Raw genomic sequence first — 13,876 nt, 5'->3', positions numbered from 1 at the left:
TTTCTTTGTCTAAGAAAAATATAGATAAACTCTTGATTTTCGCTCTGGGCGGCGTGGGCGAAATCGGGAAAAATATGTACGTCATTCAATATGCCAATGATATCGTAGTGGTGGATTGCGGGTTGAAATTCCCTGAAGAGGACATGCTGGGTATCGACATTGTTATTCCGGATATCAGCTATTTGACGGAGAACCGGGATAAAGTCAGAGGGATCATTATAACTCACGGACATGAGGATCACATCGGTGGTTTACCTTATGTGCTGAAGCATCTGAATGTTCCTGTATACGGTACCAAGCTGACTCTGGGGCTTATTGAAACCAAGCTGAAGGAAGCGAATTTGCTCGGTGAAACGAAGCGGATAATGATCAACTCTGACAGCGAATTGAAGCTCGGTACGATAACGGCTACGTTTTTCAAAACGAACCACAGTATTCCCGACTCCGTAGGGGTATGTCTGGAGACACCGGAGGGCAATGTGGTTCATACCGGAGACTTCAAGTTCGATCAGACACCTGTTAACGAACAGTATGCAGATCTTCACAGCATGGCTGCCATCGGTGCAAAAGGAGTTCTGGCGCTGCTGTCCGACAGTACGAATGCAGAACGTCCGGGATATACGGGTTCAGAGAAAAGCGTTGGAGTTCAGATCGAAGAAGTGTTCCGCAAAGCGAAGCAGCGGGTTATTATAGCGACTTTCGCTTCTAACATTCACCGTATTCAGCAAGTGGTGGATGCGGCGGAAGCTACCCGGAGAAAGCTGACGGTAATCGGGCGCAGTATGGTAAACGTTGTCAGCATTGCAAGCGAGCTAGGCTATTTGCGTATTCCGGATGGAATGCTGATCGAGCCGGAGGAAGTGAATAAGCTGGCGGCGGACCGCGTTGCCATCCTCTCGACGGGAAGTCAGGGAGAGCCTATGTCGGCGCTGACTCGAATGGCAAGATCCACACATCGCAAGGTGGATATTTTACCTGGGGACACGGTCATTATCGCTGCAACGCCGATTCCGGGCAATGAGCGTTATGTAGGAAGAACCGTAGATGAGCTGATGAGAATTGGGGCCCATGTTATTTATGGACCAGGTTCGATTACAGGCGTTCACGTATCGGGACACGGAAGCCAGGAAGAACTGAAGCTGATGCTTAATATTATGAAGCCGAAATATTTTATTCCGATTCACGGTGAGTATCGCATGCTTCGTCAGCATGGATTACTCGCGGAATCAGTCGGCATCCCGAAAGAAGACATTTTCATCGTTGATAACGGGGAGACCGTAGAAGTTCAAGACGGTGTCGCACGTAAAGGGTCGAAAGTTCCGGCCGGTAATATTTTGATCGACGGTCTTGGAGTAGGAGACGTCGGGAACATCGTACTTCGCGATCGCAAGCTGCTTTCGCAGGATGGGATCCTGGTCGTCGTCGTTACTCTTAGCAAACAAGATGGTGCGATTTTATCCGGGCCTGATATTATATCCAGAGGTTTCGTGTACGTTAGAGAATCGGAAGGCTTGCTGGATGAAGCAAACCGGATCGTAACCAGTACGCTGAACCGTTTGATGAGCGAAAATGTTAACGAATGGGCATCGTTAAAAACTCATGTTAAAGATGCACTTGGACGATTTTTATATGAACAAACCAGAAGAAGACCTATGATCCTTCCAATTATTATGGAAGTATGATCAAAAACCACCAGTCAACCGCTTGAAACCGTTCATCATACAGGTGTTGCAATCACGTCACAAAAAAGAGATCCTATGAGGCGAGTCCTCATGAGGTCTCTTTTTTTTTGCAGACAGAAGTCAGTCCGGATAATTGACTCTGTTTAATGGATAAGGGACGGTTGCGCTAACCATACTATGGGGGATGATGAAACGATAGGGGGATTTCCTAATGAACGATTCCTTTAAACAAGAAGCGCCGCCTGCACAACCCGTAACGGATGAGGCGAAGAAGAATCCGGTTGTAGACACGATTCAGCAATTAGGTCAGACCGGCACGCCGGCCGGAGAATCGAATATTTTTTGCATGACGATAATCGGGCAAGTGGAAGGGCATCTCGTGCTCCCGCCGCAAAACAAAACGACGAAGTATGAGCATTTGATTCCACAATTGGTAGCAGCGGAACAAAATCCGAAAATTGAAGGCGTATTGATCATTTTAAACACGGTAGGCGGGGATGTGGAAGCCGGACTCGCCATTGCAGAAATGATCGCTACCTTATCCAAGCCGACAGTGACGTTAGTGTTGGGCGGGGGACATTCGATCGGCGTGCCGATTGCCGTCTCGGCGAACTATTCGATTATTGCGGAGACAGCTACCATGACGATTCACCCGATCCGTTTGAACGGACTTGTCATCGGCGTTCCGCAAACCTTTGAATATTTGGATAAAATGCAAGAACGCGTCATCCGCTTTATTACCGGCCATTCCCGAGTAACGGAAGAGAAGATCAAAGAATTGATGTTCAAAACAGGAGAGCTGACGCGAGATATCGGAACGACGGTAATCGGCGCGGATGCGGTCAAATACGGCTTGATTAATGCCATCGGCGGATTGGGAGACGCGATCCGTGAGCTGAATCGGAGAATTGATGAGAAACGCCAAATGCAAGGAGGGATCGTACAGTGATTCAATATACGGTCATGCCGCTGGAAGTCGTAATGGAGGGCATCGAGAACATGGAGTCGAATCAAATGGAAATCGTGGTCAACGGTATTTCCATGCAGGTACAGCCCTTGAATGCGAATCAAGCATCCATTGTTCGTATCATCAGCTGTAATCCGCAGGACTTCATGAATCCGCAATACAGTCCGGGTAGAGTCATCGAGTTTCAACCGACGATCAAATAGTTCTATGGTCTGATTTTTGCCTTCTTGTTATGGTTCCACCCAAAGTATGGTATAATTTGTACTTGGGGGTGAGCCGATTTGGCAAGGCCAAAGAAGAGAGGCAAAGCGATTAAAACGAATTTGAAATACGAGCTCTATGGGATAGTCATCCTGACTTTATCCATTATCGCCCTTACCCAGGAAGGTCCGGTATCGCGTGCATTAACGTATTTGTTCCGGTTTTTCATCGGGTCATGGGATTTTGTCATTCCGCTCGTATTTATCTACATAGGTTTATACGTTATGGTAAAAAGGGAATGGCCCGTTTGGAGAACAACGCGCAAGGCAGGGGTACTGCTGATCATACTGGCTGTGATATTAATGAATCACATTTCGCTGTTCGACAAATTGTATCCCGGCGGAAAGTTTACATCCGGCATGATTTTGACCCAAACCTGGAGCACCATGATGGATGGACTCTCGGCTACGGATAAAGGTAGAGTCATCCTGAAGATTGAGGTCGGCGGAGGGATGATCGGTGCTGCCTTGTACAGCTTGCTGTATTTTCTGTTCGCCAATCTCGGAGCGAAGCTGATCCAGTATACGATGATCGTCATCGGGGCGATCTTGATTACCCGTTTGTCGATCGGCGATATTATCATGAAGCTGAGAGGGCGCCGTACGTTTGCCGATACGCTGCTCGGGCAGTATATCAAACGCAAGCTGATGGAACGCAAGGCCAAGGCTTCGGCGGTTACCGTCAAGAAGAAGCCGGCTACGGTCCCTTACATTCCCGATGACAACGAATTTGACGAGGAGACGCTTAAGCCGGAACGTAAGGAAAAGAAGCCGGCGAAGAAACGTTCTTCTTTGTTCTTTGATCTGATTCAGCCGAAATCGAAGACGACGGAATCGCCGTCTGCATCGACAAATGTAAAGGAAGAGGCTTTCTCCGATGCTTCGGATTCCAATGAGGAAGTCGTTGTCCATAAGCACGTGCCTCCGGAATATGACGATGACGAAGAATATGTGGATCCGTTGATTCCGGTTATCCGTGACTTCCAAGAGCATGTTCAGCAAGAGTCCACTTCTGTACAGCCTCCGCAGCCTGAGCAGAACAAGGCTGCCGCGAACGCAGCGGCTGCGAAAGTATCACCAGCCGATGACGACGAGCAAGCGCCGCCGGAGGATTTCAATATCAACAACAAGCCGCTTGCGGTTCCGTATGAGCTGCCGTCATTTCAATTGTTGGCCAAGCCGAATGTAGGCAAAGGCGGGGAGTCGATGGACTATAAGGCGGTGGCCCGCAAGCTGGAAGCGACACTAGAGAGCTTTGGCGTACGTGCAAAAGTGCTGGAAGTAGTGCGGGGACCATCGGTAACCCGCTATGAAATACAGCCGGACGTCGGCGTAAAGGTCAGCCGGATCGTAGGCTTGACCGACGATATCGCTCTGGCTCTCGCTGCCAAGGATATTCGGATGGAGGCGCCGATCCCGGGCAAATCCGCTATCGGCATCGAGGTACCGAATACTGAGGTTTCCATCGTTACGATGCGGGAAGTGATGGAGAGCAACGCTTTCCATGAGTCGAGCTCCAAGCTTTCCATCACGCTCGGCCGCGATATATCGGGTCAGCCGATTGTTGGCAACCTGGCACGCATGCCGCATATGCTCGTTGCAGGAGCCACCGGCTCGGGTAAGTCGGTTTGTATCAACGGGATCATCACGAGCATTCTGTACAAAGCGAAGCCGGACGAAGTGAAGTTTCTCATGATTGACCCGAAGATGGTCGAATTGAACGTGTATAACGGGATTCCGCATTTGTTGGCTCCTGTCGTTACTGACCCTCGCCGCGCATCGTTAGCGCTGAAAAAAGTCGTACTCGAAATGGAAAAACGGTACGAGCTGTTTTCCAAGAGCGGCACCCGCAACATGGAAGGCTACAATAACATGCTGCTGGAGACTCAATCGGGCGCACCGCTTCCGTATATCGTAGTCATTGTGGATGAGCTTGCGGACTTGATGATGGTCGCGGCCAATGATGTGGAGGATGCGATCTGCCGTTTGGCACAGATGGCCCGTGCAGCCGGCATTCACTTGATTATTGCGACGCAGCGTCCTTCTGTCGACGTCATTACCGGTGTAATTAAGGCGAACATTCCTTCGCGTATCGCTTTCGGCGTATCCTCCCAAGTCGATTCGCGGACGATTCTGGATATGGCCGGGGCCGAAAAGCTGCTGGGCCGCGGGGACATGCTCTATTTGCCGATGGGTGCGTCCAAGCCGGTTCGCGTCCAAGGGGCGTTCTTGTCCGACAGCGAAGTCGAGTCTGTAGTCAACTTCGTCAGAACTCAAGGGCAAGCGAATTATGTGGAGGATATGGTGCCGCAGATCGAGGAGCAGAGCGAAGCGCAGGATCAGGTCGAAGACGAGCTGTACGATCAAGCGGTCCAGATCATTTTGGAGGCTAAGCAGGCTTCCGTATCCCTTCTGCAAAGAAGGATGCGGGTCGGTTACACCCGGGCAGCCCGCTTGATCGACACGATGGAAGCGAAGGGCATTGTAGGCCCTTACGAGGGAAGCAAGCCGCGTGAGGTCCTGGTTTCGTTAGAACAGTATCAAGCGAGATTATCATCATAATAAGCGCGTCGTCCTTGAGTGGACGACGTGCTTTTTTATGTATTCCAAGCTTGGCCGGAACACAAAAGAGTCCGCCCATTACTTTCCTTTTTTGACTGAATAGAAGCATTCTTCCTTTCTCATAATAACTTTAAAAAGGTTGCCAATATGAATGTGGGAAAGGTGAGTACAAATCGATGAACAAACGTCTGGTGGTTATAACGTTCTGCTTGATTTTTGTCTTATTCGCAGGGTATCAGCTCAAGCACCGCTTCGAGGTGACGCAAACCTTCAGCAAAAATGATATTAAATACGGCGCTAGCGGTAAAGACGTATACGAGCTGCAAGGCCGGCTGAAGCTGCTGGGCTTCTATTACGGAGATGTAGACGGAGACTTTGGTTACAATACACTTCGTTCTCTCAAATGGTTTCAGTCCGAATTCGGCTTGAAGGTCGACGGCATTGCAGGTGATAAATCGAAGCTGAAGCTGTGGGAAGCAACCAAGCATTATAAACCGACGGCGGATGAGCTTCCACCTTCGACAGGTGCAGGTGCAGGTGCAGGTGCAGGTGCAGGTGGAGGAGCTGCAGCAGGAGGCGGTGGACAAGCCGAGCAGCCTCCGGCGAACAACTTGTCGCCTTCCAATCACCTCGGACTGTCGGAAGAGGACATCAATATTATGGCTAACGCCGTATATGGCGAATCCAGAGGTGAGCCTTACATCGGGCAAGTCGCCGTAGCCGCCGTAATTTTGAACCGCGTCAAATCGCCAAGCTTCCCGAATACGGCTACGGGCGTTATATTCCAGCCGGGTGCCTTCACAGCCGTAGCCGACGGTCAAATATGGCTGACTCCCAATGAAACAGCCAAACGAGCCGTTAGAGACGCAATCAACGGTCAAGATCCGAGCGGCGGATGCTTATATTACTTTAATCCGGTGACCGCAACTTCGAAGTGGATCTGGACCCGCCCGCAAGTTAAACAAATCGGTAAGCATATATTTTGCAAGTAACGCCGTGAAGAAGTAACCCTTTGTGGTTGCTTCTTCTGTTTCTGAAGGAATATAATGGAATAAAGGATACGAAAGGAGTTTTGTCCGTTGAAAAACATCCAATTTGAGCGAGGCACCGTACGCAATATCCGTGTGCATGTGCTGCCTACGGAGCAATTCAAGACGTACGCCATATCCGTCTACATCGGCACACCTTTGGAAGAGGAAAAGGTTACGCCTACGGCTTTCACCCCTTTCGTGCTTCGCCGCGGCACGCAATCGTTCCCGGAAACGAAGCAGTTCCGCGAACGGCTGGATGATTTGTACGGAGCCGGCTTCGGCTTCGACATTTATAAGCGCGGCGATTATCAGATGGTGCAGTTCCGTATGGATCTTATCCAGGATCAATTTGTGAACAGCCCGGAGTCCCTGCTTCAGAAGGGCATCGAATTTGTCGGAGAAACGATTACGAAGCCTGCGCTGGAGAACGGCCGTTTTGTAAGCAAATACGTCGATTCCGAGAAAATCACGCTGCAAAAACGAATTCAAGCGATTATTAACGATAAAATCAGATATGCCGCGGAGCGTTGTATCGAGGAAATGTGCAGCCAGGAGCCATACCGTCTACATCCGCTCGGGAAGCTGGACCAGATCGAGCAAATAACGCCCGAGGGGCTGTACACGTACTATCAGCAATGGCTGGAGACGGCTGTTATCGACATTTATGTCGTGGGGCAGACGAATCTGCAGGAAGTGCTGCCGTTAATCGAGAAGAGTTTCGGTATTACCAAAGCATCGGCAGGTCGTTACGCAAGAAAGCCGGAGCATCGGAACGTAGAGCAAGTGAAGGAAGTCATCGAGCGTCTGGACGTCAATCAAGGCAAGCTGAATATGGGGCTGCGAGCTTATACGACATATGCGGATTCTACATATCCAACGATGCTGATGTATAACGGAATTTTAGGCGGTTACCCGCATTCCAAGCTGTTTACCAATGTACGGGAAAAAGCGAGCCTGGCTTATTACGCATCCTCGCGACTGGATGGGCACAAAGGGATATTAACCATTCAATCCGGGATTGAAATAGATAATTACAGCAAAGCGGTCACCATTATCAAAGAACAGCTAGAAGCGATGGCGAAGGGAGATATCAGCGATATCGAGCTGCAGCAGACGAAAGCGATGATTACCGGACATCTGCGCGAGCTGCAGGATTCCGCATTCGAGCTGATTTCTTTCGATTTCAACAATATTTTGTCCGGTGTGGAGCGTACCGTCCCTTCATTAATTAGCGATGTGCTGGCTGTGGACAAAGGGCATATTCAAGAGGTAGCCAACCAGGTGAAGCTCGATACGATCTACTTTTTGCGAGACCGGAAGGGAGGAGAATAAGCGATGCAGGCGATACCATATCCTCATGTCAAAGAAACGCTGTATGTAGAGCAGCTTCCTAACGGCTTGTCCGTGTTCATTTTGCCGAAAGAAGGTTTTCAGAAGACGTATGCGACCTTCTCAACCAAATATGGCTCGATCGATAACCATTTTCAAGTGCAGGGCGGCGAGAAGAAGCAGGTTCCCGACGGTATAGCGCACTTTTTGGAGCACAAAATGTTCGAGGAGCCAACGGGCGATATTTTTGCCGTTTTCGCCTCCCAAGGCGCGTCCGCCAATGCTTTCACGAGCTTTGACCGTACAACGTATTTGTTCTCGGCGACGGAGCATATTCACGAGAATTTGACCACGCTGCTGAATTTTGTGCAAAATCCTTATTTTACGAATGAGAACGTGGAAAAGGAAAAAGGGATCATCGGTCAGGAAATCAAAATGTATCAGGATAATGCCGACTGGAGATCCTATTTCGGGCTTATCGAGACGATGTATCATAACCATCCGGTGCATATCGATATTGCCGGAACCGTCGAATCGATTTCCCACATTACGAAAGAGCTGCTGTACGATTGCTACCATACGTTCTATCACCCGAGCAATATGAGCTTATTCGTGGTCGGCGGCGTGAAGCCGGAGGAGATCATTGAGCTGGTTCGTCAAAATCAAGCGGCGAAGGACTATAAGCCGCAAGGAAATATCGAAAGGTACTTTCAGCAGGAGCCTGCCTCCGTTAAGCAAAAAGAGAAAGTGACAGTGCTTCCTGTGTCGCTTCCCAAATGCTTGTTCGGCTGCAAAGAGCCGAATCAGACCGCACAAGGAAAAGAACTATTGAAGCGGGAGCTGACTATGAAGGTACTGCTGGATATATTGCTCAGCCCAAGCTCCGCGATCTATCAGAAGCTGTATGACGAGCAGCTCATTTCGGACAATTTCGGAACCGAATATAATATCGGGGAGAACTATGCTTTCTCCGTCGTCGGTGGAGATACGAAGAATCCTAACCTGATGATTTCCAGAATCAAGGACGAAATCGATAAAGTGAAGGAGCAAGGCATTCAGGCGTCGGACTTCGAGAGAAGCCGGAAGAAGAAGATCGGCGGCTTCATGAGACAGCTTAACTCTCCTGAAGCCATTGCCAATGAGTTCACGAAATACCGGTTCAAAGGAATCGAGCTGTTCGACATTTTGCCGGTGTATGAAGAAATGAAGCTGGAAGACGTTAATGAGCGGCTTCGCGAGCACTTTGACTGGAATCAATTGGCGGTTTCCATCGTAAGAAGCGAGCAGCCTTGAATCAAGCCAGCCGCCCCTTTACGGAGCAAACGGTGCTGATTACCGGCGCCAGCAGAGGGATTGGGGCTTCTATTGCCAAGAGATTTGCCTCAGTTGGGATGAATGTAGTGATTCATTATTTGCAATCCCACGAGGCTGCCAATGAAACGGCTCGCAGCTGCATGAAGCACGGCGCCAAGGTGCTGACAGCTACGGCCGATTTGCGAAACAGAGAACAAATCATGAGACTCCAGGAAAAGCTGGATCACCATAACATGATGCCGGACATCTTAGTTAATAATGCCGGCATCGCGCATTACGGGGTTTTGTCCGACGTTACAGAAGAGCAGTGGGATGAAATTATGGGAATTAACCTGAAAGGCACCTTTCTAACCACACAGCAGTTCATGAAACCGATGATAAGCCAGAAGTATGGCAGAATCATCAATGTCTCCTCGATTTGGGGAATATCGGGCGCGTCCTGCGAGGTCGTTTATTCCACGGCAAAGGGCGGTATGAACGCATTTACGAAGGCGCTGGCCAAAGAGCTGGCTCCTTCGGGCGTTACCGTCAATGCGGTAGCCCCAGGCGCTGTGGACACATTGATGATGGCAAATTTTGATTCGGAGGAGAAAGCGGCTCTCGAGAGCGAAATTCCGGTCGGACGGTTTGCCCAGCCTGACGAGATTGCATCGTTGGTGTATTTCCTTGCCCTGCCAGAATCCGGCTACATTACCGGACAAATCATAAGTCCGAACGGCGGCTGGCTCACTTGACGTACTGCATAATTCGCCTCCATTTTGCGAACCTTAGTATGTGTAATGCTACTTTATCTAAGGGAGGCTGACATTATGGCTACTGCGTTGAAAGTGTTCGATCGTTGGAAGGAATTTTTGGGCGAGCGTGTAAACCAAGCTGAAAAATCCGGGATGAGCGAAGAAACCATCAGTAAGCTGGCATTCCAAATCGGTGAATTTTTGTCCGATAAGGTCGATCCCGAGAACAATGAAGAACGGGTATTGAAGGATCTATGGGATGTAGCCGACGAGCAGGAACGCAAAACGATGGCGAAATTGATGGTTAAGCTTGTAAGCAAATAATGGATTCATTTGAGGCCTCCTTGCATAGGAGGCTTTTCCTTGCTTTTCATGATATACTTAGGTAAAGTATTTCAAGAAAGGCGGCAAGAAGCAGTTTGAGTACATGGAGATGGGCAAGTTGGATAACCGTTATTATTAGCATGCTGCTTGTAGTAAGCGGGTGCGGCAAGAACATTCCTGAGATCGATCCGGCACTTGCGCAAAGCAAGCTTTCGGTGCTTGTCATGACAAAACCGAATCTACAGGAAACGACAAAATCTGCAATTCAGAAAACATTGTTAGCATGGAGGAATACTCAACATATAGCATTCGAATGGATGCCGGACGTCGCTTCGATTTCAGAAGATCAGACGAACAAATTAAAATCGGTGACTTATGATTACATAATCGTTGTCGGGAACGAATTGAACAGGCAAGTCCTGCCAGTCGCAAGCGCGACAGCAGACAAGAAATGGTTTTTGCTGGACGATGCCATATCGTATGATACACCGGCAGTTTCCGCTCCGAATATCAGCTGGAGGCAATCGGGGCCGGCTTTGATGGAGAACCAGTGGGCTGAATGGGTAAAACAGCAGCAGGTGATCGGAAAAACCATCGAATGGGTGACCGTTTCCACGAATCCAATTCCCTCGTTATGGGCCCCGTCCGAAGAGGCGGAGCGAATATCCCTATCGGATGCGGAAGGATGGTATTCGCAATTTCAGAATCAGGTGAAGCAGCATGGACCGAGCTGGATCGTCGTATACTCCCCTCTGGAGAACAGCACGCTGCAGCGGATGAAAAACTTGCAGGTGCCTATTATGAACATGGCCTCCACGACTACAGAATTAAAGTGGGATGCCGTCTTTGCCGGTTTATTAAATCAAATGCAAAATAAACAATGGAATGCCGGCTTGAACGGCTATGACCCGCAAGAATTCCAAGTGAACAAGCCTCAATAAACTTTTTACATGAGAGAGCAGGAATTTAGCGAAAATTGTAGAATATTTTCGTAAGATGTTACAAAATATGAATAGATGGTCGATTGACATCGAATATGAGGTGTGGATAATTGGAAACGAAACAATGGTACATGGAATATAAAATTCATAAAAACCGCCCGGGCTTGCTAGGGGACGTTGCATCCTTGATGGGGATGCTTGATATAAATATTGTAACCATTAACGGGGTTGAGGACCGCACACGCGGCATGCTGCTACAAACCAATGATGATGAAAAAGTAGATTTAATGGGTAAAATGTTGAGAAAAGTGGATAATATAACTATAACCGCTTTAAGGGAACCTAAACTGGTCGATATTCTCGCCGTCCGTCACGGCCGATATATCGAGCGGGATTCGGATGACCGCAAAACTTTTCGTTTTACTCGGGACGAGTTAGGTTTACTTGTTGATTTTCTTGGAGAGATTTTTAAACAAGAGGGAAATCAGGTTGTCGGATTAAGAGGGATGCCGCGTGTCGGCAAAACGGAGTCCATTATTGCCGGCAGTGTATGCTCCAATAAGCGCTGGACGTTCGTTTCGTCCACCTTGCTTCGCCAAACGGTTCGCAGCCAGCTGTCGGAAGACGAGATGAATCCTAATAATGTATTTATTATTGACGGGATTGTCTCGACTATCCGTTCCAATGAAAAGCATCATATGCTGATGCAGGAAATTATGGCTATGCCTTCCACCAAAGTGATCGAACATCCGGATATATTTATTCGCGAGTCCCAATATACTTACGATGATTTCAATTATATTATCGAGCTCCGCAATACCCCGGATGAGGAAATATCGTACGAAAGCTTTATTAACGGCTTCGACGAGTATTAATGGACGGAGTAATATCATTTCAAAACCGAAAGGGGTGAGAACATGACTGATCTTGGTCAACTGCTGCGAAAGGCGAGAACGGAAAAGAAAATTTCGCTGGAGCAATTGGAAGAAACGACTAAAATCCGCAAGCGCTATTTGGAAGCAATTGAAGAAGGAAACTATAAGGTACTTCCGGGTAATTTTTATGTACGGGCTTTCATTAAGAGCTATGCCGAGGCGGTAGGGATGGACCCTAACGAAGTGCTTCGCATGTACCAGAATGTGATCCCGACCCCGGAGCCGGAACACATAGAGCCTATCCGTTCCAAGAGAACGAATCGGAACACCGAGAAAATAGGCAAATATGCATCTACGATCATGATGATCTCTTTTGTAGTTCTCATCTTGGGGATCATCTATTACTACTTGAATATGAATTATACCGGCAAAGCCAATGACGCGAATTCGAACAATGAGCCTAAACGCGTTACGGACAAGGCGGAGCCTGCTCCAACCGTTACCGGAGATGTGTACGGTGTGTCACTGAATGAGAAAAAAGCGGAAGCAACACCTACTCCAACACCGACACCTCCGCCTGCTCCAAAAGCGGAAGTGAAGCTGGTGAGAAGCCAGGGCGGAACCGATTATTATTCCGTTTCCAATGTCGATAAGCTGAATATTGAAATGAAAGTGACGGGCGACGCTTGCTGGGTGCAGGTCGATTCCTTGGGACAGAAGCGGGAAACGCTGGAATCGGGCACTTACACGAACGGTAAAACGCAAACGTGGGAGATGCCGAACTCGGCCTTCATGATTTTCGGACGTTCGAATGCGGTGGAGCTTACCGTGAACGGAACGGTAGTGTCGGTAGGAGACACTCCTAACGCGAAGCGGATTCAATTCGATCTTCAAAAAGCGTAGGTTTAATAAGCGGCTTTTTGGGACATCCTGTTACCATTTCAGTACAGTTTTTTGCTTAAGGAAAGGGTTGCAGGATATGACCGCCAGTTGGATCGTCGTCGTATTGGGGATTATCGTAAGCTCTTTTGGCTGGTATATAACTCCCGGCGCATGGGGTTACGGTCTGTTTGGGTTCGGGATGGCGCATATCGTGCTTGGGATTATAGATATGTTCCGGTTCTCGCCGAATCATCGGTAATTGAGTTAATCATCGTAAAGACACCGGAGAGCAATGAATTGGCTGCAGGTGTCTTTTTGTGTTATCCTCATGGATGGAGAAAAATTTAGGAAAATTAAGGGGCTGTGGGATCATGAGTAGTTCAGAAAGTTCATTCGATATCGTTTCCAAGATGGATATGCAGGAATTAAATAATGCGATCAACCAGGCGGAGAAAGAAATCAGTACCCGATTCGATTTCAAAAACAGCAAAAGCTCCATCAAGCTGGAAAAAGAAGAGCTCGTCGTCGTCTCGGACGATGAATTCAAGCTGCAAAACGTATTGGACATTTTACATTCGAAGATGGCCAAGCGCGGCATTTCGTTGAAAAACCTGGAGTACGGCAAGGTGGAAGGGGCTTCATCGGCTACCGTTCGCCAGAAGATCAAGCTGAAGCAGGGCATCGATCAAGACCATGCGAAAAAAATTAATATCCTGATCCGCGACTCCAAATTAAAAGTGAAGAGTCAAATTCAAGGAGATCAAATTCGCGTAACTGGAAAAAGCAAGGACGATTTGCAGGAGGTAATCCAGCTGCTTCGCAAGGCGGATTTGCCGCTGGAGCTGCAATTTTTAAATTTCCGCTAGTCCGATGAACAAGCCATTTTTGCCTATTTCAGCAGCGTGGATACGCATGGGGCTTCTTTGACACTTTTGTTACCCATGTATTATACTTGATACTAATATAGTAAGGCTT

The 13,876-nt window shown here is 48.4% G+C and carries 14 protein-coding genes; all 14 read left to right on the top strand.

Translation table 11 applies throughout. From position 1 onward, the window contains the following. The first annotated feature begins 5 nt into the window (after positions 1-5). The 14 genes from DVH26_RS24155 to DVH26_RS24090 all read left to right on the top strand — a co-directional run bounded on the left by DVH26_RS24155 (position 6) and on the right by DVH26_RS24090 (position 13,767). On the top strand, positions 6-1,682 hold the full coding sequence (locus DVH26_RS24155) for a ribonuclease J (RefSeq protein WP_239626302.1): 1,677 nt from the start codon (positions 6-8) through the stop codon (positions 1,680-1,682). A gap of 211 nt (positions 1,683-1,893) precedes the next feature. After that, the gene (locus tag DVH26_RS24150; protein ID WP_239626300.1) at positions 1,894-2,631 is read left to right on the top strand and encodes a ClpP family protease; all 738 of its coding nucleotides are present in this window, start codon (positions 1,894-1,896) and stop codon (positions 2,629-2,631) included. Next, the gene (locus DVH26_RS24145; RefSeq protein ID WP_239626298.1) at positions 2,628-2,852 is read left to right on the top strand and encodes a YlzJ-like family protein; all 225 of its coding nucleotides are present in this window, start codon (positions 2,628-2,630) and stop codon (positions 2,850-2,852) included. Before DVH26_RS24150 ends, DVH26_RS24145 begins: the two co-directional genes overlap by 4 nt. A 78-nt stretch (positions 2,853-2,930) precedes the next feature. Next, positions 2,931-5,471: an FtsK/SpoIIIE family DNA translocase gene (locus DVH26_RS24140; protein ID WP_239626296.1), complete on the top strand. Its 2,541-nt coding sequence runs from the start codon at positions 2,931-2,933 to the stop codon at positions 5,469-5,471. Between the two features lie 176 nt (positions 5,472-5,647). Then, positions 5,648-6,463 (top strand): spore cortex-lytic enzyme, encoded by an 816-nt coding sequence (gene sleB / locus DVH26_RS24135; RefSeq protein ID WP_239626294.1) that lies wholly within the window; start codon positions 5,648-5,650, stop codon positions 6,461-6,463. Between the two features lie 87 nt (positions 6,464-6,550). Further along, positions 6,551-7,834 (top strand): EF-P 5-aminopentanol modification-associated protein YfmF, encoded by a 1,284-nt coding sequence (yfmF, locus tag DVH26_RS24130; protein WP_239626291.1) that lies wholly within the window; start codon positions 6,551-6,553, stop codon positions 7,832-7,834. Positions 7,835-7,837: 3 nt separating this feature from the next. Next, complete coding sequence (gene yfmH, locus DVH26_RS24125; protein WP_239626289.1) at positions 7,838-9,124, top strand: EF-P 5-aminopentanol modification-associated protein YfmH; 1,287 nt, start codon at positions 7,838-7,840, stop codon at positions 9,122-9,124. Beyond that, positions 9,121-9,879 (top strand): elongation factor P 5-aminopentanone reductase, encoded by a 759-nt coding sequence (ymfI, locus tag DVH26_RS24120; protein ID WP_239626287.1) that lies wholly within the window; start codon positions 9,121-9,123, stop codon positions 9,877-9,879. The genes yfmH and ymfI overlap by 4 nt, the downstream gene beginning before the upstream one ends. Positions 9,880-9,954: 75 nt before the next feature. Further along, complete coding sequence (locus DVH26_RS24115; protein WP_239626285.1) at positions 9,955-10,203, top strand: DUF3243 domain-containing protein; 249 nt, start codon at positions 9,955-9,957, stop codon at positions 10,201-10,203. Positions 10,204-10,298: 95 nt separating this feature from the next. Beyond that, positions 10,299-11,144 carry a hypothetical protein gene (locus tag DVH26_RS24110; RefSeq protein WP_239626283.1) on the top strand — a complete coding sequence of 282 codons (846 nt, stop codon included), beginning with the start codon at positions 10,299-10,301 and terminating at the stop codon, positions 11,142-11,144. Positions 11,145-11,254: 110 nt separating this feature from the next. Then, positions 11,255-12,019, top strand: coding sequence for a DUF3388 domain-containing protein (locus DVH26_RS24105; protein WP_239626281.1), 765 nt, complete (start codon positions 11,255-11,257; stop codon positions 12,017-12,019). A 42-nt stretch (positions 12,020-12,061) separates the two neighbouring features. Continuing rightward, positions 12,062-12,922: a helix-turn-helix domain-containing protein gene (locus tag DVH26_RS24100; RefSeq protein ID WP_239626278.1), complete on the top strand. Its 861-nt coding sequence runs from the start codon at positions 12,062-12,064 to the stop codon at positions 12,920-12,922. 76 nt (positions 12,923-12,998) lie between these two features. Continuing rightward, positions 12,999-13,160 carry a Sec-independent protein translocase family protein gene (locus DVH26_RS24095; protein ID WP_239626276.1) on the top strand — a complete coding sequence of 54 codons (162 nt, stop codon included), beginning with the start codon at positions 12,999-13,001 and terminating at the stop codon, positions 13,158-13,160. A gap of 112 nt (positions 13,161-13,272) precedes the next feature. Further along, positions 13,273-13,767: a YajQ family cyclic di-GMP-binding protein gene (locus tag DVH26_RS24090; RefSeq protein ID WP_239626274.1), complete on the top strand. Its 495-nt coding sequence runs from the start codon at positions 13,273-13,275 to the stop codon at positions 13,765-13,767. The last annotated feature ends 109 nt before the right edge of the window (positions 13,768-13,876 follow it).

It is taken from the genome of Paenibacillus sp. H1-7 (genome assembly GCF_022354825.1).
GTDB lineage: Bacteria > Bacillota > Bacilli > Paenibacillales > NBRC-103111 > Paenibacillus_S.
The sequence above is the reverse complement of the archived record's forward strand: the minus strand, read 5'-3'. Positions and strand labels throughout refer to the sequence as shown.